Source organism: Nocardia beijingensis NBRC 16342 (genome assembly GCF_001612785.1).
GTDB classification, from domain to species: Bacteria; Actinomycetota; Actinomycetes; order Mycobacteriales; family Mycobacteriaceae; genus Nocardia; species Nocardia beijingensis.
Genome location: NZ_BDBC01000015.1, coordinates 1 through 26,961, shown reverse-complemented (window position 1 = coordinate 26,961; position 26,961 = coordinate 1). Strand labels below are relative to the sequence as shown.

Sequence of the window (26,961 nt, the reverse complement as noted above, 5' to 3'; positions counted from 1 at the left end):
AGCGCCGCGCCCGGCTGGTCAGCGGCCTGGTCCCTAGAAATAGTCTTTGAGCATTTCCGTGGACCACGCAGCTTGCCGGACGTCTCCGCGCGGGCCGAACTCCGCGAACCAGGGTTTGATGTCCAGCACGGGTGTGCCGTCGACGGCGTCGAGTTCCGCGACGTGCAGGTCGCGGCCGTGCACTCGGAGCAGTCGGCATCGCGAGACGCCGAGCCAGTTGATGCGCCGCATGTTCCTGTGCCCGAAGATGCCGACCTTCGGCCATTCGGGATTGTCGCGGGCGCTACGCGCACCGAAATGCAGGTCCGTCGGGTCGGTGAGGTGGAACCGGAACACGATCTCCAGGTGGCTGAACTCCTCCAACCCCTGCACCGACTCTTCGGTGAACCGGGGGTCGTCGACGCGGATGATCGCCTCGGTGCCACCCCAGTGATCATCGGTCGGTTCGCGCCGTCCACCTACAACGTGCGCAACCGGCACTACTTCGAACACTTCGTCAGCCATACGACCCCTGTCCTACTTCTTGTTTGCGGCTAGATACTCGGCTGCCTGCTCGTCAGTCTCGCGGACACCGGGAATGGACTGGCCGCGGTACCGTGCCAGCGTCGAGCGTATGTCGCGCGCCACGTTCCGGGTGCGCCCGGACTGCACCCCGCCCATGGCGTCGAGTGCTGAACGCCAGGTCGCGCAAGCCTGCTCGATTTCGCCGCTGCGGGCCTGCACTGTGCCGAGGTAACCAAGAGTCACCGCATGGGTTCGTGTGAACGCGGTGGCCTTGCGCTTACGGACGCTGAGCTGGAATTGGTCAGCGGCCCCGGCGAGATCGCCCGTATCCCGCAGTGCGCACGCAGTTTCGTGGGCGAGACTCGCCTCGGAGAAGAAGAACACCCGAGTGGGTTCGGGATCAGAGTCGGAGACTGCCGCGAGATCCTGCTCGGCCTGGAGCAGTGCTTTCGCTGACTCGGCGGGCCGACCGGCCGCGCTCAATGCTTTCGCGTGCACCACCTTCAGCAGCGCGCGCTCGCGGGGGCACGCCGCCCGGTAGCGCGCGCCGCCGACGGATGCTTCGGCCAGCTGTAGGCCCTGCTCAGAGTGTCCTAGGTCGACGGCCTGGTGGGCCATGGCGCGCAGCACGTGACCGGCCAACGGCGCGTCTTCGGCTTCGGCGGCAAGCTGGGTCGATGTGGCGAAGTAGCGTTGTGCGGCTGCGTGCTCGTCGTTGTCGAAAGCCATCCACCCGACGAGATAGGCCATTTCCGCCGCTGCGGAGAACATTTGGCGACGCACCGTCTCGCTGGCGAAGGACCCCTTCAGATAGCCGGTTACCTCGTTGGTCAGATACTGAACGACGGCTGTTCGTCCATGCCCGCCACCGAGCCGCTGATCTATCTGCGAGAAGACGAGCATCACGTCTCGTACAGCGGCTACGTCGGCTTCCCCCACGTAGCGGACTCGAGATTCCTTACGAGTTAGGGCGGACGCGTGGTCGAGCCAGTCGGGAAGCAGGACGGACGCGCTGAGTGCTGTGGAGTATCCGACACGTAGGAAAGAACGCCGTTCCACATCAGCCTTTCCGAGATTGAGCAGGGTCGCTACCGGATCTTGGATGCGACCAAAATGCTTCTCGTAACACGCTATGACATCAGGCGTCGGTGTGCGTTCTCCGGTCTCGTAGTAGGCAAGCACAGACTTGCTGTAGTGAATCTGAGCAGATAGTGCGGCCAGGGACACTCCAGCGGCTTCTCGGGCCGCTCGGAGCTGCGCACCGACGATAGCGGCGTGACCGTCCATACCGCCGAATCTAGCTGGTAATGGCCACGCAGACAGCCAGTTGTGGATGCGCTGTGGACGCCGATCCATGTTGTTCGATGCACATTCCGTGGTCATCTGAATACGCGCCCGGCAGGGAGTGCGGAACCGCAAGCGGCACAGGACATCCGCTTCCGTCCTCGGGTACCGGTCAGGGGGTTGTCGAGGACCGGGCGCACCTCGATGCCCCTCCGATTCGAGTAGAGGTCTGTATGGGCCACATAGCGTTTGGGGATACGCCGATGTCCCGATGTGCCTATTACCGGAATGTGTGCGACATACCCGCGAGGGTGGATCCGCCGCATGTGGGTCGGATCGTGGCCCGCTGCGGTTCGGTGTGGGCGATCACCATGCCCGCCGTGCTGGGGCACGACGTGAAGGTGTGGATGCAGAACCAGGGTTACAAGCTGGGGCCGATTCTGTCGCATCCCCGTTCGCAGCGCTGGACGTTCATCATCCGGCCGGACGCGCCGGATGATGTGCGGTTGTTCGCTGAGATGTTCCGGTTCAACGTCTCCATCGTGCGCGACGGCGGAACGATCGGGTTGCCGAGTCCAGCCGATCGCGGGACGGCTTTTCGAGCGTGGATTGTGCGTCCGGACAGCCACGTTCGCCCTTCGGGGTGGGTGATAGTGCGGGCGATACGGGACATCGCGGAGGTGAAGCGGGCCCAGCGCCGGCGGGTACTGGCTTATGCCGGACAGTGACGAACCCGAGCGTCCTGCGCTGCGACTGCTCCAGGGCGGGAAGTCGCACAGGTTCGATGTCGAGGCAGCGTGGGCGCGGTTGTATGACCGGCTGACTTCGCACAGCAACCCGACCCTGCCGTTGATGAGCCGCGACGCCGCCGACAAGGCACTGGACGCGCACGACGGTTGCGACCCGTTGCAGTGTTCGACTCGGGTCACGGCGGAAATCGTGACCCGCGACGACTACCGGTGGTTCCGGGAACGGGGCATGTGATGACATCTCCGCCGCCGGACGAACCGGACGTGCACTTGTCGGTGTTCCTGCACGGCGCGCGGTTCGACTTCGCCGCTTGCCTCACCGCCGCTGTTCTGTTTGTGCAAGAACATCGGAAACGGCACTACGTCGACGCGGTGCACGTGCTTCCGGATAGTGCCGAGGGCTGGCCCAGATTGCCGTGTGAACGGCTGTATATCGAGCGATGATGTGGGTTCCTTGCCCGGTGGACCTGCACGCGCGACACTGACCTGTTCGGGCCGTGACGAGAAGGAGTTGGATGTGGGGAATGACGAGCAGTTGACCATCGATCTCGGCGTGCCCGTCGAGCGGACCGAATGGGGCAAATGGGTCGACCCGGAGCGCCGCCAGGCTCAAGTGCGAAAGTTCATGGATCATGCCGGATTGCGGCGCATTCCATCGGAGCCGTGGCCGGAGGAGTCGGCGGAAGTCAAACGGCTTGATCCTGTCGTTGCGGAGCTGTTCCCCGACCTGGCGACGGCGATGGCACCCGAGAACGCGGACATGGCGGACGCATTCATATGTTTTATCGGTGAGTGCTTCATGAAATTCGCGGGTGCCGAGTGGGTCGAATTCAAATGGTTCGGTCGCGATCATTCGTTCTATGACCACGTGAATCCGGCTTTGCGATTCGACACGTTGGACGAAGACGTGGACACCATATGGGGACTGATGGGAAGCATGATCGACTTCGACCCCGAGGTTTACGACGGAATGTTCTCGAAAATGGCAGCCATCTTCCGTGAATATGCGGCCTATCACCAAGAGAAGCTCGACGATGAAGCCTCGACGGCTCGATGAAGGTTTTTGAACAACCTCTTTGACCACGATGTTCTGCCCACCGGGGGGTGTGGCCCGCAATGGACGAATACGACAGAGACCGCGACCGGGTCCCGAACCATGAACGCGGCAGAATTTTCGAGAACGGCATCGATCGATTCTTTCGCGACCGCGAGAACGGGTATATTCCAGGGTCGCGCATATACGAGACCACCAAAGGGCGGATCCGTGTAGACCACTCCAAGGAGGTTGGCGCGCGGACATTCACCATAGAAGATAAGTCCGGGCAGATCGGAGGACAGAAGGACAGAAAGCAACTGGAGGCGATGCGAGAGATTCTCAAAGAGAATCCGAATCATCAGCACATGTTGCGATCCGTTGAAGGCGAGACGGTAGCGAAAGATCTACAGAAACTGATAGACGGCTTGATCCGCGATTTTCCGAGCCAATTTCATCATAAGATAATCTCACGTTCCGATGCCCGCGAGATCTGGGCACTAGGTCTCGCCATGGAGCGCGGAAAAGGGCAACAGCTCGAATTTCCGGGCATTCGCGAGAGAGCTCGACAAGGGAAGGCCCAGGCTCTAGAGAAGCGACGCGCGAAAATCGCGGAGCTGGCGCGAGCGCGTGAGCGAGCTGAAAAGTTCCGTAGCATGCTGAGATTCCGCGAAGCCGCTGCGCGGGGCCGGGTGGACGCAGCGCAGAAGATCGAACGTGATCGGCAGGCCAGAGAAGAAGCCGAGCGGTTCAGACTGGCGCGCGGAGCCGATGAGCGTGCACGAGTTGAACGGGCGGCTGCCGAACGGGTGGCGCAGGAGTTCCCAGTGTCCACCCAGTACCAGGAACGCGAAGCTGTCGACACCGGGCGGCGGTCGGGGAGCGACGGGGCGGAGGTTGCAAGCGTCGAGCGCGCAGCGGCCGAGGCCCGCGCGGCAGCCGAGAAGGAACGAGAGGCTGCTTTCAAGGCGCGTGAGGCGGCGGAGAAGGAACGCGCCGAAGAACGGGCGCGGTTGCAGGCGCGGGGGATTTCGCCGGAGGTGGTGCAGCTCCTTCAGATCGGTCAGGCGGAACCGCCGTCGGCGGCGGTGCGGGAACCTCCCGGCACGTCGCCGCGGGTGCGGCGTGGTCATTGGCACAGTCAGGACCGGAGTCGGGCGATCGAGCGTGGCCGGTGAATCGTCTTGCCGACTTCGACCCGGCGGTCTCCGCGCGGCCGGATGGCGTGGCGCTAGTCTCAGGTCCGAGAGGTGAGTGATCAGCAGGACGAGTCGAAGGAGGTCGCTCCGGGGTGGGTGAACCCGACCATCACTACTGGATGAACCGCGCTATCGAGCTCGCGCGTCAGTGCCCGATGGCCGAGGGTGCGTTCTCGGTGGGTGCGGTGATCGTCGCCGACGGGGCGGAGATCGCGACCGGTTATTCACGAGAGTCCGATCCCAAGGAGCATGCCGAGGAGGCCGCGCTTCGCAAGCTCGATCCGGCCGATCCCCGGCTGGCGCGCGCGACGATCTACAGCACGCTGGAGCCCTGCTCGGAGCGGGGGACGAAGGACCGGCTGCCGTGCACCGACCGGATACTGCGGGCCGGTATACCGGTCGTGGTGATCGCGTGGCGCGAGCCGTCGACGTTCGTGGTGAACTGCGTGGGAGTGGAGAAACTTCAGCGGGCGGGCGTCGAGGTGATCGAGCTCGCCGACCTGGCCGAGGCGGCGATGTCGATGAACCGGCACCTCGACCTGTCCTGATCAGTCGTAGTCCCAGTACTGCAACCAGCGCACCGACGCGAACAGCAGCAGCGTCAGCGCGTAGAGCACGACGACCACCGCCGCCCCGGCGACGCTGATGCGCGGGCTCGCGCCGTCAACCGGGTCCAGCCACCGGCGAAACCAGCGAGCGACGGCTGGCGAGAGGAAATAGCTCATCAAACCCACGCTCACGATCTGGCTGAGCCACAGCGCCAGCCACGGCTGCGCGCCGAGCCGGTCGAGCACCGGGCCGAGGAATCGGGACAGCACCATCACCGTCGGATACAACACCAGCAACACCAGCATGGCGGTCTTCCAGGCCGGCGTCATCCTGGTCTCGCCGTCGACCGTGCGCACGGTCGAGCCGAACGGTGTGGTGTGCGCGTCCACGGTGAAGTCCTCGGTCAGCTTCGCGCGCAATTCCGGTAAGGCGGCGGCGCGTTCGTCCGAGCCGAGCCAGTCGGTCAGCTGACGTTGGGTGCGGAATCTGAGCACCGAGAACCAGCGCCCATCGTCAACGGGGAAAAGCGCCGCTCCTTCGAACCCGGAGAATCGCGAACTCGCCGCCACGAGCTGCGCTTCGGTCGCCTGGAATTCGTCCTCCTTGCCGTCCGCGACGCTGTGCCGGAACACGCAGACGCCCGGCGGGGCCGCCCCGCCTTCCACGAAGATCAGATCCGAACTCTTGCAATGGAAGCCGCGCGATTCGCCATCGGACACGACGGCTGCCCGTTCGGCCGAGTCCAGGAATTCATGGAGCGATGGCTCGGAACGGAACGTGACGCTGAATCCCGCTTCGAGCATCGGGCTTCCGGTCACCGCGACCGACGAATGCATGAATCCTTGTATTCCGCAGGCGATTCGGCGCAGCCTATCGAGCCAATCCCGGAATGCCGCTTCGTGTGCCGGTCGATGAAAGACCGTCACGACAGTAGCGGCATTCATATCACGTCGACGCGGCGGCCCCGCACATAGACCTCGGTGATCGCGGGTTCGCGAATACCCATCAGCAGCGCGAACAGGGTCTGATCCCGAGCCAGTACCGGGTCGTCGGAACGAATGCCGTAGGCCAGCGTGCTTTCCAGCGTCGGGACCCGCGCCGGATCGATCACGATGAAATCGGCTTCCTTACCGAGGTCGAAGTTGCCGAAACGATTCTCCATATCCAAGGCGCGCGCACCGGCCAGCGTACCGGTGAACAGCATTTCGGCCGGATGCATCGACACGCCTTGCTCGCCCGGTTCGGAGATGTGCACCTTGAACGCTGCCGACAGCACCTGCGGGATCAGCCATTCGTCTCCGCCGCCGTAATCGGTGCCCGCGGCCACCGTGACGCCCGAGGCGAGCGTGCGCTGCCACGGCATCGTGCCGGAGCCGAGGAATTGCTGCGAGACCGGACAGTGCGCCACCGACGTGCCGGTTTCGGCCATCCGCCGCAGCTCGACATCCTGGCAGTGCACGCAGTGGGCGAGGATGCTGCGCCTGCCGAGCAGGCTCTTGCCGCCCACCGCCGACCCCGGCAGGAACTTCCCGTCGTAGGTGTCCAGGTAGGTCGCGACGTCGTACGCCTGCTTGGTGCTGTCGACTTCGCCGGTCCCAGGACGGTTGTTCTCGTTGAGGTGACTGTGGAAATAGACGCCGCGTTCGCGCACCGAATCGTAGAGATCGCCCAGGTTTTTCAGCGTCTCGCGCGTGACCGCCAACGAGAATCGCGGCACGATCGCCACGTGCAGCAGCGCCGTGTCCACGTCACCGGTGTCGGCGGCGTGCCACTTGTCGATCTCTTCGCTGGTCAAACGGATGGCGTCGGCTTCGGTGGTGATGAGTGCGGCCGCCGCGTCCGCTCCGGTCGTTTGGATGCCACGGCCCGCGACCATCCGCAGACCTCGCCGCCGGGTCTCGGTGAACAGCGCGTCCTGCGCGTGCGGGAACGCCGAACCGAAGACCATCGCCGCCGTGGTGCCCGCGGCGATGCGCCGCGCGCAGAATTCGGTGGCCGCCGAGCGCGCGAATTCCGGGTCGGCATAGCGGGATTCCGCGGGATAGATACATAATTCGAGCCATTCCAGCAGCTGGCCGCCGCCGTAGGCATCTCCCGCGAAAGTCTGCGGGAAGTGGATATGCGTGTCGACGAACCCAGGAAGCAGGAACCCGGGGCGATGGTCGAACACTTTTTCGGAATGGTGTTCGGCCGGGATATCGGAGCGCGGTCCGCAGAATACGACCCGGCCGCTCTCGTCGATCACCAAAGCCCCGTCGGGCACGTCGGTCAAAGCGGCGGCCGCATCGCCGGCAGCGGGACTTCCGGCGATGTGGAAAATGTGCCCCAAGTGGACTTGGCTCACCATTCGAGCAAAACACACATTGATCCGGCGCGCGAGCGGATCGGGTGAAATGCGGTCAGACGCCGCGCGAGAACAACGCCACCGGCGGCGGCATGCGATACCCGGCGAGTTTGATGAATCGGGCGCTCACGCCGCGCTGCCCGTCCTCCAGCGGGCCCGCTCCGACCGTGTTCATCATCCGGTTGATCACGTTGAAGCAGGTGCCCACCCAGACGGCCTCGTCGAACGCCTCCCGGGAGACGCCGGCCAGCCGGACCACCGCGGCGTCCTCGGCGGTCAACCCGGCGGGGTCACGAGCCATCTTCGCGAGGAAGTCGAGCATGACGCGCGCCTCGGGGCGCAGCGGGGAGTCCGCGCCGCCCGCCAGGGCTCGGGTCACCACATCGGCGTCGATGTAGGCGCCCGCGATCGCCTCGTGCGAGGTGGCGCAGAACGGGCACTCGTTGGCCTGCGAGGTGTGCGTCGCGAAGATCTCGCGTTCGGCGACAGTCCAGTACGACGGTCCGCGCATGATGTCCTGGATCAGGTCCGACAACGGCGAACCGAAGAACCGGTGCCGGTAGAACAGCACTTTGAGCACGGCTGGCACCTCGACGCCGCTGAACCGGCGCATGGTCCACAAAACGAGTCTGGTCGGCCGGTCGTGGCCGGATCGCACTGCCTCCAGCCACATCTCAGTGCCCCTCCCAAGCCAGGCGCGCGGCGCGCAGGCGCCGGTCGGCCGCGCCGTAGGCGGCCGCCGCGGTCGCCTCGAAGATCTCGTCGTCGCTGTGCCCGGCCGCTTTCAACGCCGCGATCTCCTGCTCGGTGACCCGGTAGGACCGCTCGGCCACCAAATCGGCGAAGGCGGCGAGTTCCGCCGGCACGTCCTGACCGGAGTCGGCCGTCCCGGCGGCCCTGGCTTTCAGCGCCCGGCGGACCGGGCTCGGCAGCCGCCCCGGGGCGGACTCGAGGTGCTCGCCGAACCGCTGCCACTTCTCACTCATCGAGCCACGCATGGCCTCATTCTGTCCGACGCCGACCGCCCGCGCTGAGAATCGGCGCAGCGCTACGGGTTGTCGTCCTTCGCCCTGCGCAACACGGCCTTTCGGCCGTCGAGGTCGACTCCGGCCAGCGGCGGCGCGCCCTGCTCCTGCTCGTCCCGCAACATCGACACCGACTCACGGTGGTCCAGCTCCATGCGCTTGGTCGCGTAGAACAGCGCGGTGAACTCGTCGGTGAACGTGCCGGAGATGGGGGTGCGGCGGCGCCTGCGGCGTTTGTTCACGGTCAGCTCGTAGACGGCCACCAGCACGAGCAGGATCACCCAGCCGGGAATCGACCACTGGAACAGCGCTGCCATGCCACCGAAGCTACCAGCCGACGCCCCCGCCGAACCGGGGCGAAAATTGCCCGTTTCGCGATGGGTAACGCCGATGATCGCGGGTATACGCCCGATACGGAAAGTGCGGGAAGGACGCGATGCCACATGCGCCGTCGGACGATCCGCGCGGGAGCGATGCGCGAGAGAGACATGAGAATCGGAAGTGTAATCGTCTTGATCTGGTTGCTGATCGGCGTGGTCGCCGCAGCACAACGCCATTATTTCGACAGTGGGCCGGTCAACTGCGCCGGTTTCGGCACGATCGCCGTCACGGTGATCGCGGGGCCGCTCAACTACATGGGCGTCAACCCGAAGGTCGCGGATTGCAATGTCCCGCAACCGAGCCCGTAATTCGATCGAGTGACGGCGGACGGCCGGGTGGGTATACCACCCGGCCGTCCGCTTGTGTACGCGGCCGTAAACCAAATGTTTGCTAGTCAGCGAGGTGGTCGCATTTTCCTAGGTTTCTTTGGATAGCTGTCGGTGTGCCCGGGTATCCCCCTTCGACGGGGAGCACGGAAGGAACCGATGAGATGCGTGATTACGGACGTCGGGGGCGTGATTACGAACGTCGCGCGCGTGACGGGCGCGGCTCCGGTGCAGGCTCCCGGGTATTCGGGTTCCTGCTGCTGGCCTGGCTGGCCATCGGTTTGCTCGCGGCCGGTCAACGGCACTATTTCGACAGTGGCCCCCCGATCAACTGCGCCGGTTGGGGCACGATCGGTCTCACCGCCCTCGCCGGTCCGCTGAACTATGTGGGGGTGAATCCGAAGGTCGGTAGCTGCGAGCTGCCCCAACCCAGCGGGTGAAACGCACTCGGCCCCGTATCCGGAGTCCGGATACGGGGCCGAGGCAGGTCCTTGCGATCAGCTCACGCCGACCGGCACCTTCGCCGTCTCGGCGGAACGCCGCTGCAGCTCACGCAGCTTCGTGCCCTCGACGTCGATGTCGGGCAGGATGCGGTCGAGCCACTTCGGCATCCACCACGACCACTTGCCCATCAGCACCAGCAGCGACGGGATCAGCACCATGCGGACGATGAACGCGTCCAGCAGCACGCCCGCCGCCAGGGCGAAGCCGAACGACTTCGCCGTCACGTCGGTCTCCAGCAGGAACGAGCCGAACACCGAGATCATGATGATCGCCGCCGAGGTCACCACACGCGCGCCGTGGTGGTAACCGGCGACCACCGCCTCCTTGGCCGACTTGCCGTGCACGAACTCCTCGCGCATCCGGGTCACCAGGAACACCTGGTAGTCCATCGCGAGGCCGAACACCAGGCCGATCAGCATGATCGGCATGAAGCTGACCAGCGGGTGCGGGTCCTCGATCAGGCCGAGCTTGCCCTCCTGGAAGATCAGCACGGTCGCGCCGAAGGTCGCGGCCATCGACAGCAGGAACCCGAGCGCCGCGGTGAGCGGCACCAGGATCGACCGGAACACCAGGATCAGCAGCACGAACGCCGCACCGGCCACGATCGCCAGGTAGGGCACGATCTTGCTGAGCAGCACGTGGTCCACGTCGGCGAAGATCGCCGTGGTGCCGGTGATGCCGTACTCGATGCCGTACTCGGCCTTCAGCTGGCCTTCGGCCTCCCTGGCGTCGCGCACCAGGTCCTTGGTGGCCTGGTTGTTGGGCCCGGACTTCGGCACGCCGTTCAACATCGCGCCCTGCTGGTCCTGGCTGAACTGCGGCTCGGTCACGTAGTCCATGTCGGGGTAGGACGCGAGCTTGTCACGCAGTGCCTTCACCGCGGCGTCCCGGTTCTCGGGGGGGACGGCGCTCAGGTCGGCGACCACGTTCAGCACGCCGTTGCTGCCTTCGCCGAAGCCTTCGGTCCGCAGCTCGTATGCCTTCCTGATGGTGGAGGTCTTCGGCATGCTGTCCTCGCCGGGCAGGCCCAGGTTCAGGCCGGCCGCGGGGGCGGCGAGCGCGCCGAGCACCACGACGCTCAGGATCAGCGCGACCCACGGCGCGCGGCCGATCAGGCGGCCGAAACGCATGCCGTTGGTGACCGAGTTCTCGTCCTCGGGATCGTGCTGGGCGACCACCGGCAGCTTCGGCTTGAACAGGAACCGGCCGAACGCGCCGAGCAGCGCAGGCATCAGCGTGATCGCGGTGAGCACGGCGAAACCGGCGGCGATCGCGCCGCCCAGACCCATGAACGTCATGAACTGGACGCCGACGATGCTCAGACCCGCGAGCGCGATGATGACGGTCAGACCGGCGAACACCACGGCGGAACCGGCCGTGCCGAGCGCGGTGCCCGCCGCCTCTTCCGGCGAATCCTGCACCGCCAGTTCGTGCTTGTACCTGGACACGATGAACAGTGCGTAGTCGATGGAAAGCGCGATGCCGATCATCGAGGCCAGGAAGGTGGTGAAGCTGGGGATCTCGATCACCGAGGTGCCGAGCATGATCAAGGAGGTGGCCGCGCCGAGGCCGATGATCGCGGTGACGATCGGCACGAACGCCGCGACGATGGCGCCGAACGCCACGACCATCACGACCAGCGCGACGGCCATGCCGATCATCTCGGACTTGCCGCTCGGCGCTTGCTGCTTCTGCGCGATCGAGCCGCTCATCTCCACCGTCAGCCCGGCGTTGCGCGCGTCGGCGGCGATGTCGTAGGCCGCTTCCCGGTTGGCGTCGGTCACGTCGGTGACCTTCGCGATGGTGAACGGGACATTGATCACGGCCACGGTCGCGGGCGCGGTCTTGCTGAGCACGTTCAGCGGGGCGCCACTGCACTGCGCGGGGTCGGGATTGCTCAGGCAGCCCATCTTCTCGGCCGCTTCGACCGGGTTGGTGATGGGCTTGCTGTGGTCGACGATGTCGAGCTGGCCGAGCTTGGCGATGAACGCGTCCAGCGCCGCACGGTTCGCCGGATCGGTCAGCGTCTGTCCCTCCGGCGCGGCGGCGACGTAGGTGCCGGTGACCGCGTCCAGCTTGAACGCGGCGGAGGCGCCGGGGAAGTGCTTGTCGAGAATTTCGTTGGCACGCTCCGAGGGCAGGTCGGGCATGCTGAAGTCGTCGCTCATCGGCTTGCTGAGCTGCGCGCCAAGGCCACCTAGGAGCACGAACAAGACGAGCCAGACGGGAAGCACTATCCACTTCCGGCGGAAGGCGAACTTCCCCCATCTGTACAGATAAACGGACACGAGTGGTTACTCCTAGCGATGACTGGGATCGTGCTGGTTCTGCGTGTAGACAGCACTCGCGGAGGTGCCCTGCCTGCCTCCGCCTCCACTGACGCTTTCTGCCTACCGTGCGGTAGGTAGACTACCCAGCGGCTAAGCGGAGGTACAACCTCTATTCTGCGGGCGAGATTCGCTCGATGCGAAGGTGATGAGAGGATCATCGGATGGCTGTGCGTGACACACCCGGCGCTGTCGCCGCAGGTGGAGGCACCAAAAGCGCGATTCGGGACGCCGCGGTGAAACTTTTCGGAGCCAAAGGATTCGAGCAGACGAGCCTGCGTGAGGTCGCGGATGCGGTAGGAATCACAAAGGCGTCGCTCTACTATCACTATGCGTCGAAACTCGATCTGCTATTGGCGATCATTGATCCGATCGTCGATCACATGCGCTCGGTGGTGAGCGATCTCGACCAGGTCCCGCACGACAGCGAGAGCATCCGCCGGGTGCTGCGAACGTATCTGCGCGGTCTGATCGATCACCGTGACGCCGGGGCTCTGGTCGTGCGCGACACGGTCGCGATCATCAACGCCATGGCCGACCGTTACCCCGATCTGAGGGACACCACCCGGGAACTGCGCTTGTGGCTGGCCGGGCCGGACGCCACCGAGGAAGCGCACCTGCGCGCCTGCGCCGCGCTCGAGGTGATCGGTGTCGCGCTGGTGTCCAAGGAACTCGTGCCTGGTGCGGACGACTCGCTGGTGGAATCGTCACTGCTGGACGCCGCGACCTGCGTGCTCGCGGGCGGCGGCGCCGCGTAGATTCGAGCCATCCCCTCGACGCCAGGAGTCGCCGCTGTGCACATCACCGCGAAGGTCGATTACGCGGTGCGGACGCTGCTCGAAATCGCCAGTGCGCCGCGGCTGGACCGGTCCGTGGTCGGTCTCGGCGCACCCGTCGTGCAGGCCGCGCCGGTGGTCAAGGCCGAAGCGATCGCCACCGCCCAGCGGATCCCGCCCAAGGTGCTCGAGTCGGTGCTCGGCGAACTGCGCCGCGCCGAACTCGTGATCAGCAGACGCGGCCCGGACGGCGGCTATTGGCTGGCCAGGCCGGCCGCCGAGATCTCCATCGCCGACGTGATCCGCGCGATCGAGGGCCCGCTGGCGTCGGTGCGCGGTGCGCGACCGGAGGACGTCCACTATGCCGGTGCGGCCGAGCCGTTGCAGCGGGTGTGGATCGCGCTGCGGGTCAATATTCGCGCGGTGCTGGAGAACGTCACCATCGCCGACATCGCGAGCGACCGGCTGCCCGGATTCGTCGGGGCGCTCACCGAGGATCCGGGCGCCTGGGCGCGCCGTTAGCCCCGCACATCACAACGGGAGAGCATCCATGCAGGTCAGAAATCATCAGGGCGTATCGAGCCGTCAGCCGGTAGCCTGCGACTCATCATGCTGATCCAACTGCTCCGCTCGCATCTGCAGCCCTACCGCGCCCAGTTGGCGGGGGTCGTTGCGCTTCAGCTGATTTCCGTGATCGCGATGCTGTATCTGCCGAGCCTGAACGCGGACCTCATCGACAACGGCGTCACCAAAGGCGACCTCGGCTACATCTGGACCACCGGCCTGTGGATGCTGGCGGTCACGGGTGTGCAGATCGTCGCCTCGGCCACTTCGGTCTACCTCGGCGCGCAGGCGGCCATGGGCGCGGGCCGCGACCTGCGCGGCGCGCTGCTGCACCGCGTCGGCACGTTCTCCGCCCGCGAAGTGGGCATGTTCGGCGCGCCCTCGCTGATCACCCGCAACACCAACGACATTCAGCAGGTGCAGCTGCTCATCGTGATGTCGGCGACCATCCTGGTGATGGCGCCGATCATGTGCGTCGGCGGCATCATCATGGCGCTGCGCGAGGATCTCGGCCTGTCCTGGCTGCTGCTGATCGCGGTGCCCGCGCTCGGCCTCTCCATGGCCGTGCTGATCTCCAGGATGGTGCCGGGCTTCCGCGACATGCAGGCCAGGATCGACGAGGTGAATCGCGTTCTGCGCGAACAGATCACCGGTATCCGTGTGGTGCGGGCCTTCGTGCGGGAACGCCAGGAGACCTGGCGGTTCGGCCTGGCCAACACCGAACTCACCGACACCGCGCTGCGAGTCGGCCGTTTGATGGCGCTGATGTTCCCCACGGTCATGCTGATCAGCAACGTCACCGCGGTCGCGGTGATCTGGTTCGGCGGGCACGCCATCGACGCCGGGCACATGCAGATCGGTTCGCTCACCGCGATGCTGTCCTACATCATGCAGATCCTGATGGCCGTGATGATGGCCTCGTTCCTGGCCATGATGGCCCCGCGCGCCGCGGTCTCCGCCGACCGGATCGGCGAGGTGCTCGACACCGAGTCCTCGGTCCACCCGCCGCGCCTGCCGCAGCCGTTCACCGACGATCCGGCCGTCGTCGACTTCCAGTTCGCCGAGTTCGCCTTTCCCGGTGCGGAGAAGCCGGTGCTGAAAGCCATCCGGTTCCAGGTGCGCCCCGGCACTACCACCGCGATCGTAGGCTCCACCGGCGCGGGAAAGACCACGCTGATCAACCTCGTACCCCGGCTGATGGACGTCACCGACGGCGCCGTCTACGTCGGCGGCACCGATGTGCGCCATATCGACCTGGAGGTATTGCGCTCGCAGATCGGCCTCGTCCCGCAGAAGGCGTACCTGTTCTCCGGCACGATCGCGAGCAACCTGCGCTACGGCGATCCGCAAGCCACCGACGAGGAGCTCTGGCGCGCGCTGGAGATCGCGCAGGCCGCCGATTTCGTCCGCGAGATGCCCGAAGGGCTGCGAACCCCGGTCGCCCAGGGCGGCACCACCGTGTCCGGCGGCCAGCGTCAACGGTTGGCCATCGCCCGTGCGCTGGTGAAGAAGCCGAGGGTGTATCTGTTCGACGACTCGTTCTCCGCGCTGGACGTGGCGACCGACGCCAGGCTGCGCGAGGCGCTGAAACCGGAGACCGCCGACGCCTCGGTCGTCATCGTCGCGCAGCGCATCGCCACCATCAGGGACGCGGACCAGATCGTGGTGCTCGAGGACGGCGCGATCGCGGGCATCGGCACCCATGACCAGCTCCTGCGGGATTGCTCGGAGTACCGGGAGATCGTCGAGTCGCAACTGAGTGCCGAGGAGGCGCGATGAGACCCGGAATGCCGACCCCCGGCGCACCCGGCACCAAGGCGAAATCGTTCGGCCCATCGCTCAAACGACTGTTGCGCAGGCTCGCGCCGGAGCGGGTGCAGGTCGCGCTGATCGTCGCGCTCGTCATCGTCTCGGTGGTGCTGAACACCATCGGCCCATACATCCTCGGCAAGGCGACCAACCTGGTCTTCGACGGCGTGGTGGGCAAACAACTGCCGTCCGGCGTGTCCAAGGACCAGGCGATCGAGGCCCTGCGGGCCAAGGGTGACGACACCTTCGCCGACATGCTCAGCGCCATGAACGTGGTCCCGGGCGTCGGGGTCGACTTCGGCGCGGTCGGGCGGGTCCTCGCCCTGGTGCTGGCGCTGTACATCGGCGCGGCCGTCTTCGGCTGGTTGCAGGGCTACCTGCTCAACATCGTGATCAACCGGACGGTGAAGCGGCTGCGCAGCGACGTCGAGGACAAGATCCATCGGCTTCCGCTGCGCTACTTCGACTCCGCGCCGCGCGGTGACGTGCTCAGCCGCGTGACCAACGACGTCGACAACGTCTCCCAGAGCCTGCAACAGACCATGAGCCAGCTGCTGGTCTCGGTGTTCTCGGTGCTCGGCATCCTGGTCATGATGTTCTGGATCTCCTGGCAGCTCGCGGTGATCGCCCTGCTCACCGTGCCCGCCGCCATCGTGGTCACCGCGCAGATCGCGAAGCGGTCCAAGCCCCACTTCGTCGACCAGTGGAAGTACACCGGCCTGGTCAACGCCCAGGTCGAGGAGGCATACACCGGGCACGAGGTGGTCACCGCGTTCGGCCGCAACCGCGAGGTCGGCAAGGAGTTCGACCAGCGCAACGAGCAGCTCTACCAGGCCAGTTTCAAAGCGCAGTTCATCTCCGGCCTGATCATGCCCGCGATCATGTTCCTGGGGAACGTGAACTTCGTGCTGGTCGCGCTGGTCGGCGGCCTGAAGGTGGCCACGGGCAGTCTCTCGCTCGGCGAGGTGCAGGCGTTCATCCAGTACTCCCGCCAGTTCAGCCAGCCGCTGACCCAGCTCGGCGCGATGGCCAACCTGCTGCAGTCCGGCGTCGCCTCCGCCGAGCGGATCTTCGAGATCCTGGACGCCGAGGAGCAGAGCCCCGACCCGGTGATGGCCGACGCGCGCCCCGTCGATCGCGGCCGGGTGGAGTTCGAGGCCGTCTCGTTCCGCTACGAACCCGACAAACCGGTGATCGAGCGGCTGTCGCTGGTGGCGGAGCCAGGGCACGTGGTCGCCATCGTCGGCCCCACCGGCGCGGGCAAGACCACGCTGGTGAATCTGCTCATGCGGTTCTACGAACTGGACGCGGGCACCATCACCATCGACGGCGTCGACATCACCGAGATCACCCGCGACCACCTGCGCTCGCGCATCGGCATGGTGCTGCAGGACACCTGGCTGTTCAAGGGCACCATCCGGGAGAACATCGCCTACGGCAACCCCAACGCGAGCGAAGAGGAGATCCTCGCCGCGGCCCGCGCCGCTTACGTCGACCGCTTCGTGCACGCCCTGCCCGACGGCTACGACACGGTCATCGATGAGGAGGGCTCCGGCGTCAGCGCGGGCGAGAAACAGCTGATCACCATCGCGCGCGCGTTCCTCGCCAAACCGTCCATCCTCATCCTGGACGAGGCGACCAGCTCGGTGGACACCCGCACCGAACTGCTCGTGCAGCACGCCACCGCGGCCCTGCGCCGCGACCGGACCAGTTTCGTCATCGCCCACCGCCTGTCCACCATCCGCGACGCCGACCTGATCGTCGTCATGGAAGCGGGCCGCATCGTGGAACACGGCTCCCACGAACGCTTGCTCGACGAGCGCGGGGCGTACTACCGCCTCTACAACGCCCAGTTCGCTGGAGCTGTGTAGTTTTGGCCGCGCCTTCGGCGCGGACACGCAGCAGCTCGCTCGGTCGGCCCGCACTCACGACCGTTTCCGGCCGAGGCCGATGCGGCGGGCCAAGCGGCTCATGAGCTGGGACATCTTCGACGGGAACGAGTTCGGTTCGGGGATGCGCACCGGGCGGACGCGGCCGTTGTGCAGCGCGGCGATCTTCCAACCCTCTTCGGTGCGCACGGTCACCAGCGTTTGGCGGGACAGGCGGCGCTGGGGCAGGCGCGAGCGCCACGGCATCAGAACCGATGCCGTGCCGTGCACGATCGCCACGTCGGGGGTGACGAAGCGGATCGACTCGAGACCGCCGACCAGTGCCGACCCGGCCAGGACTCCACGGAAGAGCTTGTCGTGGTTGGCCTGATGCTCGCCGCGGCCGGTGGCGCGGGTGCCGTCGTAGGAGACGTAGTCGGAGTCCTCGGTGAACAGCGCGGCGTACGCGGCGGCGTCGTTGTCGGTCCAGGTGCGCATGAGGTCGTCGAACAGGCTGCGCAGCGCGCGGTCGTCGGTGCGGTCGAGGGTCGCGTTCATGGTGGTGCCTTCCGATGCTAAGATTCGATGATCGAAATGTAAGATAACAGAAAGCTTCGAATGTCGAAAGATGAGTTGATCGGCGCGATCGCGCAAGAGCTGCGGACGCTGCAGCAGAGCTTCGACGCCTTCGACGAGGCCGCGGCCGTTCGTCTGGGGTTGAACCGCACCGACCTGCGCTGTCTGGACATCGTGCTCGGCCGAGGCCCGTTGACGGCGGGGGAGCTCAGCGCCGCGCTGCGACTGAGTCCCGCCGCCACCACCACCGTCGTGGACCGGTTGACCCGGGCCGGATTCGTCTCGCGCGCACAAGATCCCGGTAATCGGCGGCGGATCATGGTCGAAGCCACCGCGCGGGCCGTCGAGGTGGCGCGAGAGATCTTCGAACCCGTGGGGACGGCGGGCGCCGAGGCCCTTACGCGGTTCGACACCGACGAGCTGCGCATCGCCCTCGACTTCCTGCGCACCGCGCTGCGGGTGCACCAAGAGCAAACCGAGCGGGTGTCGCGCTCGGGCGAATCCCGCTGATGTCTTCGACGAGCAGTGGCCTGGTTCGGGCGGCGACCACCGAACTGTGACGAGCGTGGGCTCATTTGCGGCCTTTGAACGCACAGTTCGCGGGCGCCGTGTTGCTCTGCTGGTCCAACTCCTCAGTGCTCTTCGTCAGGGCTGGGGCCGGTAGGAAGCCGGCGTCAGTCCGCCGCGTCGAGTTCGGCGAAGTACGCGTTCAGTGCCTTCCAGCCGTGCCAGGCCCTAGTCACCCCGAATTGGGCGTTGAAGCGCAGGGCGGCGCGGACGTCCGCACGGGACGCGCCGCCGCGCAGGGCCCGGCCGACGTGCGCGTGGAACGTCTCTTCCAGCGTCTGATAGTGCACGTCGATGCTCAGGCTCGCGAATCCGCGTTCGCGCTCGGAGAGCGTGCCGGGGCCATGCCCGGACCGCATGCGGGATTGCAGATCGAAGTGTTCGAGGAAGTGGCTGTCGAGCGCCCGCACTTGATCGCGGACCACGTCCGGTAGCGGGCTCGGCGCCGCGCCGGGTCCCGTCGTGATGAGATCGTCGGCCAGCGGTTCGGTTTCGGTGCGCGCGATGCCGTGCCGCGCCTCGAACTCGGCGAGCCTTTCGAAGCCCTCGCTGGCCGCGTGATATCCGCAGTCGTAGGAGATGAAGCGCAACAGCGCCCGGACGTCAGAAGTCGAGACGCCATGCGCCAGGCCGGTCCGGACGTGTGCCTCGAACGCGAAACCGAGACTCGACTGGCAGACGTCGGCCACCACGCACAGGAAAGTCTTCTCGCGCTGAGTCAGCTCTGGAATCGCGCGGACATGTCCGGCGGTGGCGCCGACCATCTGGGCGAACACCGGGTCCACTTCGGCCAGTCGCTCCAGGTTCGTCATGGCGGCCGTCCCACTCGTAGTGCTCACGGAAACTCCTCTAGATAAGTAAACGGCGGTAGCGCTACAGCTGTAGCTCAAGTAAGGCTACAGCTGTAGCGCAATGACTGTCCAGCTATACTCCGGCAGTAATGGAGGAGACCCGGAAGCCCAGCGCCCGACGGCGTCCCAACGCGCGCGGGCAAGGCGGGCTGCTGCGCGAAGAGATCATCGTGGCCGCAGCGGAGATGCTCAACGAACTCGCCGACGACGAGGCCCTGTCCCTGCGCGCGGTCGCGCGCGCGGTTTCGGTCGCCGCGACCTCGGTCTACCTACATTTCCCCGACCGCGACGCACTCGTGCTCGCCGTCCTGCAACGCTGCCACGAGCAATTGGTCGAAGCGGGCGACCGGGCAGCCACGGCCGCACCCGACCCTGCGTCGGCGCTACGAGCGCGGATTCTGGCCCAGGCCGCGTGGGCGCAGGCGCATCCCGGCCTCTACAAGGTGCTGCACGAGAGCAAGGTGCACCGGCGGCTGGGCATGCCGTTCAAGAAAGTGCTCGTCGAGCGCACCGCGACCGCTGTGCAGGCCTGCATGGACGCGGGGCTCGCCCCGCCCGACGACGCCGCCACCGTCACGATCGATCTCCGCACCGCCGTCAACGGCATGCTGGCGCAACGTATCAACGAGCCGGACTTGCCCTGGCCGCCCGCCGAAGAACAGATCGACCGCTTCCTGACCAAGCTCGTCGGCCTCCCTCCGCCGGAGGCCGGCGCCGTCCGGCTGTCGTGAGGCCGCCGCTATGCGCACGAAACAGCTCTTCCCGGCCGGTGAGTGATGGCCATGTGCGGTCGCGGCCAGCCGAACTGCGAGGATAGCGGGGTGTCCGGTCCCGAATCCTTCTCCTTCACCGTCGGTACCCGCCTGGACGGACGGCACGGCCGGTCCGGCGTGATCACCACGCCGCACGGACCGATCGCCACGCCCGCCTTCATCCCGGTGGGCACCAAGGCGACGGTCAAAGCGGTGCTGCCGGAGACCATGCGGGAACTCGGCGCCCAAGCGCTGCTCGCGAACGCCTACCACCTCTACCTGCAGCCGGGCGCCGACATCGTGGACGAGGCTGGCGGCCTCGGCGCGTTCATGAATTGGCCGGGCCCGACCTTCACCGACAGCGGCGGGTTCCAGGTGATGTCGCTCGGCGTCGGTTTCAAGAAGGTGCTCGCGATGGAGGCCGTCGACGTGCGCAGCGACGACGTGATCGCACCGGGCAAAGAGCGGCTGGCCACCGTGGACGACGACGGCGTCACGTTCCGTTCCCACCTCGACGGCTCCGTGCACCGCTTCACGCCCGAGGTGTCGATGAACATCCAGCACCAGCTCGGCGCCGACATCATGTTCGCGTTCGACGAACTCACCACCTTGCTCAACACCCGCGCCTACCAGGAACGATCGGTGCAGCGCACGCACGAGTGGGCGCAGCGCTGCGTCGACGAGCACGAGCGTCTGACCGCCGCGCGCACGCACCGTCCGTACCAGGCGCTGTTCGCCGTCATCCAGGGCGCGCAGTACGAGGACCTGCGCCGGAAAGCGTGCCGGGGACTGGAATCGATTCGCGGGAACGCGGGAACGGGATTCGACGGCTACGGCATCGGCGGCGCGTTGGAGAAACACAACCTGGGCGCCATCGTCGGGTGGTGCAGTGACGAGCTGCCGGAGGACAAGCCACGCCACATGCTCGGCATCAGCGAGCCGGAGGACATCTTCACCGCCATCGAGAACGGCGCCGACACCTTCGACTGCGTGAACCCGTCCCGGGTCGCCCGCAACGCCGCCATCTACGTCGACACCGGCCGGTTCAACATCAACACCAGCCGCTTTCGCCGCGACTTCACCCCGATCGACGAGAACTGCGACTGCTACACCTGCGCCAACTACACGCGCGCCTACCTCCATCACCTGTTCAAGGCCAAGGAGATGCTCGCGGCCACGCTGTGCACGATCCACAACGAGCGGTTCACCGTTCGCCTGGTGGACCGCATCCGCCACAGCATCGAGGGCGGCTACTTCGATGAGCACAAGGCGGAGACCCTGGGGCGTTGGAAAAGCAAGAAGGGCGCGGGGCGTGAGGCGGATCGGTGACTCTCCGATCGGCCCTCGTTGCCCGCGCCCTCCGTGGTGTCGCCGGGAACTTCGTCAGGCGTGCAGCGGGTCCGCTTCGGTCGGTGCGTAGCTCGGTTCGCGCTTCTTGAGTAACGCGATCACCCGGTAGGTGATCGGGAGTACGAATACCTCGCACAGGGTCTTCCAGATGAAGCCGACGATCACATAGTTGACGAACTGCTGCCAGGTATCGATGCCGATCGCGCCGGCGGCGATCGAGCAGAAGATCAGCGTGTCGGCGAACTCGCCGACGATGGTCGATCCGATCAGCCTGGCCCACAGGTATTTTTCCTTCGTCCGCTCCTTGATCAGCACCAACGTCGCGGAATTCAGCAACTGGCCGACGAAGTACCCGGCCAGGCCCGCGATGACGAGCCGAGGCGTCGTCCCCAGGACGGTGCGGAACGCCTCTTGGTTGTCGTAGAAGCTCGCGGCGGGCAGCCGGATCGCGATGGCGAAACAGACGACCGTCAGCAGCAGGGCGGCGAAGCCGTAGTAGATGGCCCGCCGGGTGGCGCGGAAGCCGTACACCTCGCTGAGCACATCGCCGAGGATGTAGGCCAGCGGGAACAGGAAGAAGGCGCCGTCGGTGGCGATCGGGAGGATTTGCAGCGGCCCCAGCGACACCGACCGGTCGCCGAAGAACTCCACCCCCTTGGTGGCGCAGATGTTGGAAATGATCAGGGTTGCCGTGAACAGGGCCACGATCGGTGCGTAGTACCCCCGCGCTACCTGGGCGAATGCCGCATGGTCCGCGGGGCGTCCAGGCCCGCCGTGCTCTTGCGTGGTTTTCGACTCACTCACCCGCATCATCAAACCAGGTTGTGGAATACGCTGTAGCAATGACGAATCCCGGGGACTCCGACGAGTGGTGGAAGCAGTACGGCGGCCAAGGCGTGTCGCCGGAGTCCGGGGGGCAGAGTTCGGTCCCGCAGTACCCGAGCCAGGAGCACCAGCAGCCGTCGGGCTACCCGTCGGCGCCGCAGTACCCCGTGCAGCCGCCCTCGCAGCCGATGACGCCGCCTCCGCAGCCGCAGTACCCGTCCTACCAGCCGCCTGCGCAGCCGTACTCGCAGCCGCAGCCGCAATACGGCTACCAGACGCCCTATCAGCCCTACGGAGTCCCGTCGCAAGGCACCAACGGCATGGCGATCGGCGCGCTGATCTCGTCGCTGGTCGGGTTCGTCACCTGCGGGCTCGGCTCGATCGTCGGCATCATCCTCGGCGTGATCGCGTTGAACCAGGTCAAGCAGACCGGCCAGGAGGGGCGCGGTATGGCGCTCGCAGGCATCTGGATCGGGGTCGGCGCGATCGTGCTCGGCATCCTGTGGTTCGTCGTCGTGATCATCGCGGGGGCGACGAGCGCGTAGCGCAACCGGTCACGGAAAAGCAGAAGGGGCGCACCCATCCGGGTGCGCCCCTTCTGCTTTCGTGCCCGCCGCGGCGGATCAGGCCTTCACGACCTGGGTGCCGCCGGCGAACTTGTCGTGCCAGCCCTGCTTGTTCGGGTCCTGCGAGATGGTGACCATGATGTAGATGGCCAGACCGAGCGAGACGAGGCCGCCGACGCACGGGATGATGTTGGCCGCGACGAAGATGTTGCGCTTCAACGAGGTGGCCGGGTCGATCTTCGCGGCGCCACCGGGGGCGAGCACCTTCAGACCGAGGATCTTCTTACCGAGCGTGGTGCCCTGCGAGGTCTCCATGCCGACGAAGTAACCGAGCTGCACCAAGGTCCACACGATGCTGAGGCCGATGGTCAGGCCGAGCGAGTTGTTGAACAGGGTGTACAGGATGAGGTACGGGATGTAGAGGATGAGCGCGTCGATGACACGCGCGCCGATCCGGGTGCCGAGGTCGCCCGGCTGGCCGCCGTAGTTGTTGAACCCCGGCTGCTGCGGGTACTGGCCGTACGGCTCCTGCCCGCCGTACTGGGGCTGCTGCCCGTACTGGGGCTGCTGGCCGTATTGCTGCTGCTGGCCGCCGTACTGGGGCTGCTGCCCGCCGTACTGAGGCTGCTGCCCGTACTGAGGCTGCTGGCCGTACTGGGGCTGCTGTCCGTACTGGTCGCCCCCCTGTGGGTACGGCTGCCCGTACGGCTGCCCGCCCTGCGGATACTGGTTGGGGTCGTACCCACCGCTTGTCATAGTTGTTTGTCCTCGTCGATTGATCAGTAGTTGGACGATGCGTACGTTACGGACATGGGCTGCTTCGCAACAACCCGTCCACGTCGAATATCGACGGTTCGCGGGGTAGCCGCCCGGTGTCGAAACGCTCGAGTAGCTCGGACGACGATGTCGCGGTGAAGCCGAGCGAAGCGGCCAGTGCCGAGAGTACTTCCTCCGGCGTGTTGCCGAGCGCCAATCGTTCGCGGAGTGTCACCGCCCCATCCCGTTTCGCCAGTCGCCGCCCTTCCGCGTTGAGCACCAGCGGCACGTGGGCATAGTGCGGCACCGGCAGATCGAGCAGCGTCGCGAGGTAGGCCTGCCTCGGGGTCGACGGCAGCAGGTCGTCGCCGCGCACCACCTGGTCGACGCCCTGTGCCGCGTCGTCCACCACGACGGCGAGGTTGTAGGCGGGGATGCCGTCGCCGCGCCGCAGCACCACGTCGTCGACCGGGCCTCGGTAACGACCGTGCAGCTCGTCGTGCACTTCGAATTCGGTGGTCGTGGCGCGCAGGCGCAGTGCGGCCGGGCGGCCCTGCGCGCGCAGCCGTTCGCGCTCCACCGGAATCAAGGTGCGGCAGGTGCCGGGGTAGGCGCCCATCGGTCCGTGCGGGGCCGTCGCGGCCTTCTGTATTTCTCTTCGGGTGCAGAAGCATTCGTAGGTGAGCCCGGCGGCGGTGAGGCGCTCGATGGCCGCCTCGTATCGCGGCAGCCGATCGGACTGGCGGACCACGGGTCCATCCCAATCCACGCCGATCGCGGCGAGATCCTCCAGCTGCCGCTGTTCGGCACCGGGTCGCACCCGATCCAGGTCGTCGATCCGGAGCAGGAAGCGGCGGCCGGTGGAGCGAGCGAACGCCCAGGCCAGCAGTGCGGTGCGGAGGTTACCCAGGTGCAGGTCCCCGGACGGGCTCGGCGCGTACCGGCCCGCGCCCGGCTCAATCACGGGCTCGCCTGGTGGACGATGACATGCGCACGTCGGTCATGGTAGAAGTCACGGCGGTCAGCCGCGCAGACGCGGCCGCAGGTCGGCGTCCGCCGGTTCGCCGCCCGCCTCCAGCGTGGCGAGCAAGGCTCGGCCGTGGGCGATCAATCCGGGCAGGTCGATTTCGTAGGGCGCGTGCTCGCCCTCGGACTGGTATGACGTCAACCGCGACACCGCGCGGCCGAGCAGTGTACGCGCCCCCTTGGGATTACCGCGCTGTATGTGGGTGAGCCCGACAGCGAACTGCGCTAGCGCCTGCCACAGCATCCGCTCGGCGAACGGTCCGTTCTTCCACGCGGCCTCTAAAACCTCGTGTGCGTTGAATGCGAGTCCCTCGTCCAGCAGTTGCTGGGCGAAGGTCAAGGTTTGCTGGGGTGGAAGCTCGAGATCGTCCGGAATTCGGGCAACTCCGGTGCTGCCGGGAGGCAGTGGACGCCCGAGGCGGTCGCGCGGACGGGCATTACGGGCGCGACCTGCGTCGTCTCGATCGCGTTCGACCATAGGTTCCATCATGCACGGCCGCCGCGGCCCCGTCGACGCGGCCTCCGGAGGGAGGTGAATTGTCGACCGATAACAGAGCAATCACATCCGTTAAAAACATTGTGGTACGGCAGTGTTTGGAATGAATGCCGAGACTCGGCAATGTTCCCGCAACTTCGTTGCTTCGCAAACGTGTGTGGTTGCGATGATTCAATAGGCAAGAGCCGGGCAAACTTTCGAAGGACCTGCTAGTGTTACCGCGCGGGGACAGGCCCCGCGCGAGGTTAATTTCCTCTCGAACTCGATGTGCGATATCGACGCACCGGGAAAGTGCGCTCCGGCACGGGGTGCACCACGGGATTCGGCTTTCCGGTCGGGTACCGAGCTAGCTGGAACGATGTCAGGAGAAATCTCGCTCTCGACGCAGCAAAGGAGCTAGTGCCGTGGAGGTTGATTGGACGGGCGCTGTGTGGCGCAAGAGCACATACAGCGGTCCGGATGGGAACTGCGTGGAAGTCGCTTTTCTCGTCGACGGCAATGTCGCGGTTCGTGACACCAAGGACAGTGGACGTGGCCCGGTCTTGGCGTTTGCGCCGGGCGAGTGGGATGCATTCCTAGAGGGGGTCTCGACGGGAGAGTTCCGGCGCGGGTGAGTCGCTCCGGAATCGCCTGAACAAGGCAAAGCGGGCCCCGGGTCGCATGGACTCGGGGCCTTCGCGGTTTTCCGGGCGGGTCGTGCGCGGCGCGGCGCCGATCAGCGGTGCGCGGAACCGTTCCCGTTTCCGTTCGCCCGTTCCTGCACCTTGCGCAGCACGGTGAGCTGCTTGCGCTCCTCTTCGTGCTCGAGCTCGAAGTGCTTGGCGCTCTCGTTCCGCGGATCCGCGCGCAGGAAGCTGCCGGTCCCCGGCTTGCCCGCCGCGCCGAGCTTGCTCATCTTCTTCGGCACGGGCGCGCCCTGGTAGTCCAGCGGTACCGGGTGGCCGTGCTTGTCCACCGGCCCCAGCGGTTGGTGCACCTCGATGTACTCGCCGTGCGGCAGGCGCTTGATCACGCCGGTCTCCACGCCGTGCTCGAGCACCGCCCGGTCACTGCGTTGCAGGCCGAGGCAGATGCGGTAGGCCAGGAAGTAGGCGATCGGAGGCGCGAGCAGAATGCCGATGCGGCCCGCCCAGGTCGTCGCGTTCAACGAGATCTGGAATTTGTAGGCGATGATGTCGTTGACGCACGAGAGCGTCAGCACCACGTAGAAGGTGATGGCCATCGCGCCGATCGCGGTGCGGACCGGGACGTCACGGGGGCGTTGCAGCAGGTTGTGGTGTGCGCTGGTGTCGCCGGTGAGCCGCTTTTCGATCCAGGGGTAGGCGATGAGCACGGCGAAGACCAACCCCATGAGCACGGCGACCCAGAAGACGGCGGGCACGGTGTAGCGGCCGAGGTACAGCTCCCACGGCGGCATCAACCGGGCCATGCCGTCGGTCCACATCATGTACATGTCCGGCTGCGAACCCGCCGAGACCTGCGACGGGTTGTACGGACCGAGGTTCCAGATCGGGTTGATCTGGAACAGCCCACCGAGGAGCCCGACCACGCCGAGGGTGAAGGCGAAGAACGCGCCCTGGTCGGCGGCGAACACCGGCACGATGCGGGCGCCGACCACGTTGTTCTCGGTGCGGCCAGGGCCGGGGAACTGGGTGTGCTTCTGGTACCACACCAGCGCCACGTGCGCCGCGATCAGCGCCAGGATGATGCCGGGGAACAACAGCACGTGCGCGATGTAGAGCCGCGGAATGATGATCTCGCCCGGGAAGTCGCCACCGAACATCAGCCAGTGCATCCAGGTGCCGATGATCGGAATCGAGATCGTGATCCCGGAGAACGCGGCCCGCAGGCCGGTGCCCGACAGCAGGTCGTCGGGCAGCGAGTAGCCGAAGAAGCCCTCGAACATCGCCAGGATCAGCAGCAGCGAGCCGATCACCCAGTTCGCCTCACGCGG

32 protein-coding genes are annotated in these 26,961 nt (G+C 66.3%); 17 read left to right on the top strand and 15 right to left on the bottom strand.

The genetic code is table 11. From position 1 onward, the window contains the following. Positions 1-33 precede the first annotated feature (33 nt). Positions 34-504, bottom strand: a complete 471-nt coding sequence (locus NB3_RS09890; protein WP_067799941.1) for an SAM-dependent methyltransferase — start codon at positions 502-504, stop codon at positions 34-36. 12 nt (positions 505-516) lie between these two features. Continuing rightward, on the bottom strand, positions 517-1,791 hold the full coding sequence (locus NB3_RS34040) for a helix-turn-helix domain-containing protein (RefSeq protein ID WP_169810665.1): 1,275 nt from the start codon (positions 1,789-1,791) through the stop codon (positions 517-519). 323 nt (positions 1,792-2,114) lie between these two features. On the opposite strand from NB3_RS34040, the gene NB3_RS09880 reads away from it, so the two are divergent. The 5 genes from NB3_RS09880 (at position 2,115) to NB3_RS09855 (ending at position 5,317) form a co-directional block, all read left to right on the top strand. Further along, a complete protein-coding gene (locus NB3_RS09880; RefSeq protein ID WP_244891840.1) occupies positions 2,115-2,516 on the top strand; it encodes a DNA-directed RNA polymerase subunit beta in 402 nt (133 codons plus the stop codon). Then, positions 2,503-2,772 (top strand): hypothetical protein, encoded by a 270-nt coding sequence (locus NB3_RS09875; protein ID WP_067799936.1) that lies wholly within the window; start codon positions 2,503-2,505, stop codon positions 2,770-2,772. The genes NB3_RS09880 and NB3_RS09875 overlap by 14 nt, the downstream gene beginning before the upstream one ends. A 282-nt stretch (positions 2,773-3,054) precedes the next feature. Continuing rightward, the gene (locus tag NB3_RS09865) at positions 3,055-3,594 is read left to right on the top strand and encodes a hypothetical protein (RefSeq protein WP_157111692.1); all 540 of its coding nucleotides are present in this window, start codon (positions 3,055-3,057) and stop codon (positions 3,592-3,594) included. Positions 3,595-3,653: 59 nt separating this feature from the next. Then, positions 3,654-4,748 carry a hypothetical protein gene (locus NB3_RS34955; RefSeq protein ID WP_157111690.1) on the top strand — a complete coding sequence of 365 codons (1,095 nt, stop codon included), beginning with the start codon at positions 3,654-3,656 and terminating at the stop codon, positions 4,746-4,748. A gap of 113 nt (positions 4,749-4,861) precedes the next feature. Further along, complete coding sequence (locus tag NB3_RS09855; protein WP_067799924.1) at positions 4,862-5,317, top strand: deaminase; 456 nt, start codon at positions 4,862-4,864, stop codon at positions 5,315-5,317. On the opposite strand, the gene NB3_RS09850 is transcribed toward NB3_RS09855, so the two are convergent. Further along, positions 5,318-6,154: an antibiotic biosynthesis monooxygenase gene (locus NB3_RS09850; protein ID WP_244891839.1), complete on the bottom strand. Its 837-nt coding sequence runs from the start codon at positions 6,152-6,154 to the stop codon at positions 5,318-5,320. It lies immediately after the preceding gene. Between the two features lie 104 nt (positions 6,155-6,258). Further along, entirely contained in the window at positions 6,259-7,488 is a 1,230-nt protein-coding gene (locus NB3_RS09845) for an amidohydrolase family protein (RefSeq protein WP_244891838.1), read from the bottom strand. Between NB3_RS09845 and NB3_RS36120 the strand changes: the two genes are divergently transcribed. Beyond that, on the top strand, positions 7,477-7,710 hold the full coding sequence (locus NB3_RS36120; protein ID WP_244891837.1) for a hypothetical protein: 234 nt from the start codon (positions 7,477-7,479) through the stop codon (positions 7,708-7,710). The two genes, NB3_RS09845 and NB3_RS36120, sit on opposite strands and share 12 nt — an antisense overlap. Positions 7,711-7,717: 7 nt before the next feature. Here the strand turns inward: NB3_RS36120 and NB3_RS09840 are convergent, their stop codons facing one another. The 3 genes from NB3_RS09840 to NB3_RS09830 all read right to left on the bottom strand — a co-directional run bounded on the left by NB3_RS09840 (position 7,718) and on the right by NB3_RS09830 (position 9,004). Continuing rightward, on the bottom strand, positions 7,718-8,275 hold the full coding sequence (locus NB3_RS09840; protein ID WP_157111688.1) for a carboxymuconolactone decarboxylase family protein: 558 nt from the start codon (positions 8,273-8,275) through the stop codon (positions 7,718-7,720). A 61-nt stretch (positions 8,276-8,336) separates the two neighbouring features. Beyond that, complete coding sequence (locus NB3_RS09835; protein ID WP_067799914.1) at positions 8,337-8,660, bottom strand: hypothetical protein; 324 nt, start codon at positions 8,658-8,660, stop codon at positions 8,337-8,339. Positions 8,661-8,710: 50 nt separating this feature from the next. Further along, entirely contained in the window at positions 8,711-9,004 is a 294-nt protein-coding gene (locus NB3_RS09830; RefSeq protein WP_067799911.1) for a DUF6191 domain-containing protein, read from the bottom strand. 171 nt (positions 9,005-9,175) lie between these two features. Between NB3_RS09830 and NB3_RS09825 the strand changes: the two genes are divergently transcribed. Both NB3_RS09825 and NB3_RS09820 read left to right on the top strand, forming a co-directional pair. After that, positions 9,176-9,376: a hypothetical protein gene (locus NB3_RS09825; protein WP_039794406.1), complete on the top strand. Its 201-nt coding sequence runs from the start codon at positions 9,176-9,178 to the stop codon at positions 9,374-9,376. 182 nt (positions 9,377-9,558) lie between these two features. Further along, positions 9,559-9,834 carry a hypothetical protein gene (locus NB3_RS09820; RefSeq protein WP_307694107.1) on the top strand — a complete coding sequence of 92 codons (276 nt, stop codon included), beginning with the start codon at positions 9,559-9,561 and terminating at the stop codon, positions 9,832-9,834. A 57-nt stretch (positions 9,835-9,891) separates the two neighbouring features. On the opposite strand, the gene NB3_RS09815 is transcribed toward NB3_RS09820, so the two are convergent. After that, positions 9,892-12,186, bottom strand: coding sequence for an MMPL family transporter (locus NB3_RS09815; RefSeq protein WP_067799908.1), 2,295 nt, complete (start codon positions 12,184-12,186; stop codon positions 9,892-9,894). 203 nt (positions 12,187-12,389) lie between these two features. Between NB3_RS09815 and NB3_RS09810 the strand changes: the two genes are divergently transcribed. From NB3_RS09810 to NB3_RS09795, 4 genes are all read left to right on the top strand, one after another. After that, complete coding sequence (locus NB3_RS09810) at positions 12,390-12,983, top strand: TetR/AcrR family transcriptional regulator (protein ID WP_067799905.1); 594 nt, start codon at positions 12,390-12,392, stop codon at positions 12,981-12,983. Between the two features lie 36 nt (positions 12,984-13,019). Further along, the gene (locus tag NB3_RS09805; protein ID WP_067799901.1) at positions 13,020-13,523 is read left to right on the top strand and encodes an RrF2 family transcriptional regulator; all 504 of its coding nucleotides are present in this window, start codon (positions 13,020-13,022) and stop codon (positions 13,521-13,523) included. An 87-nt stretch (positions 13,524-13,610) separates the two neighbouring features. Next, a complete protein-coding gene (locus NB3_RS09800; protein ID WP_067799898.1) occupies positions 13,611-15,344 on the top strand; it encodes an ABC transporter ATP-binding protein in 1,734 nt (577 codons plus the stop codon). Continuing rightward, positions 15,341-17,245, top strand: a complete 1,905-nt coding sequence (locus tag NB3_RS09795; protein WP_067799895.1) for an ABC transporter ATP-binding protein — start codon at positions 15,341-15,343, stop codon at positions 17,243-17,245. Before NB3_RS09800 ends, NB3_RS09795 begins: the two co-directional genes overlap by 4 nt. A gap of 54 nt (positions 17,246-17,299) precedes the next feature. On the opposite strand, the gene NB3_RS09790 is transcribed toward NB3_RS09795, so the two are convergent. After that, positions 17,300-17,800 carry an SgcJ/EcaC family oxidoreductase gene (locus tag NB3_RS09790; RefSeq protein WP_067799893.1) on the bottom strand — a complete coding sequence of 167 codons (501 nt, stop codon included), beginning with the start codon at positions 17,798-17,800 and terminating at the stop codon, positions 17,300-17,302. Between the two features lie 60 nt (positions 17,801-17,860). On the opposite strand from NB3_RS09790, the gene NB3_RS09785 reads away from it, so the two are divergent. After that, the gene (locus NB3_RS09785) at positions 17,861-18,328 is read left to right on the top strand and encodes a MarR family winged helix-turn-helix transcriptional regulator (protein ID WP_067799890.1); all 468 of its coding nucleotides are present in this window, start codon (positions 17,861-17,863) and stop codon (positions 18,326-18,328) included. A gap of 164 nt (positions 18,329-18,492) precedes the next feature. Here NB3_RS09785 and NB3_RS09780 read toward each other — a convergent pair whose 3' ends face one another. Beyond that, the gene (locus NB3_RS09780; protein WP_244891836.1) at positions 18,493-19,224 is read right to left on the bottom strand and encodes a carboxymuconolactone decarboxylase family protein; all 732 of its coding nucleotides are present in this window, start codon (positions 19,222-19,224) and stop codon (positions 18,493-18,495) included. Positions 19,225-19,325: 101 nt separating this feature from the next. On the opposite strand from NB3_RS09780, the gene NB3_RS09775 reads away from it, so the two are divergent. Together NB3_RS09775 and tgt are read left to right on the top strand one after the other, a co-directional pair. Further along, positions 19,326-19,967, top strand: coding sequence for a TetR/AcrR family transcriptional regulator (locus NB3_RS09775; RefSeq protein WP_067799884.1), 642 nt, complete (start codon positions 19,326-19,328; stop codon positions 19,965-19,967). A gap of 90 nt (positions 19,968-20,057) precedes the next feature. Next, positions 20,058-21,317, top strand: a complete 1,260-nt coding sequence (gene tgt / locus NB3_RS09770) for a tRNA guanosine(34) transglycosylase Tgt (protein WP_067799881.1) — start codon at positions 20,058-20,060, stop codon at positions 21,315-21,317. Positions 21,318-21,371: 54 nt separating this feature from the next. Here tgt and NB3_RS09765 read toward each other — a convergent pair whose 3' ends face one another. Beyond that, positions 21,372-22,151: a queuosine precursor transporter gene (locus NB3_RS09765; protein WP_157111686.1), complete on the bottom strand. Its 780-nt coding sequence runs from the start codon at positions 22,149-22,151 to the stop codon at positions 21,372-21,374. Between the two features lie 29 nt (positions 22,152-22,180). On the opposite strand from NB3_RS09765, the gene NB3_RS09760 reads away from it, so the two are divergent. Continuing rightward, entirely contained in the window at positions 22,181-22,708 is a 528-nt protein-coding gene (locus NB3_RS09760; protein WP_067799878.1) for a DUF4190 domain-containing protein, read from the top strand. 78 nt (positions 22,709-22,786) lie between these two features. On the opposite strand, the gene NB3_RS09755 is transcribed toward NB3_RS09760, so the two are convergent. Genes NB3_RS09755 through NB3_RS09745 form a run of 3 tightly spaced genes read right to left on the bottom strand, consistent with a single transcriptional unit; the run spans position 22,787 to position 24,989 of the window. Continuing rightward, positions 22,787-23,485 (bottom strand): RDD family protein, encoded by a 699-nt coding sequence (locus tag NB3_RS09755; RefSeq protein ID WP_067799875.1) that lies wholly within the window; start codon positions 23,483-23,485, stop codon positions 22,787-22,789. A gap of 46 nt (positions 23,486-23,531) precedes the next feature. Continuing rightward, positions 23,532-24,449, bottom strand: coding sequence for a tRNA glutamyl-Q(34) synthetase GluQRS (gene gluQRS, locus NB3_RS09750; protein ID WP_067799872.1), 918 nt, complete (start codon positions 24,447-24,449; stop codon positions 23,532-23,534). A gap of 57 nt (positions 24,450-24,506) precedes the next feature. Next, positions 24,507-24,989 (bottom strand): DUF309 domain-containing protein, encoded by a 483-nt coding sequence (locus tag NB3_RS09745; protein WP_067799869.1) that lies wholly within the window; start codon positions 24,987-24,989, stop codon positions 24,507-24,509. A gap of 422 nt (positions 24,990-25,411) precedes the next feature. On the opposite strand from NB3_RS09745, the gene NB3_RS34035 reads away from it, so the two are divergent. Next, positions 25,412-25,621, top strand: a complete 210-nt coding sequence (locus NB3_RS34035) for a DUF397 domain-containing protein (RefSeq protein WP_084486072.1) — start codon at positions 25,412-25,414, stop codon at positions 25,619-25,621. 101 nt (positions 25,622-25,722) lie between these two features. On the opposite strand, the gene qcrB is transcribed toward NB3_RS34035, so the two are convergent. Further along, the coding region (gene qcrB / locus NB3_RS09740) for a cytochrome bc1 complex cytochrome b subunit (protein ID WP_067799866.1) at positions 25,723-26,961 on the bottom strand (1,239 nt) is incomplete at its 5' end.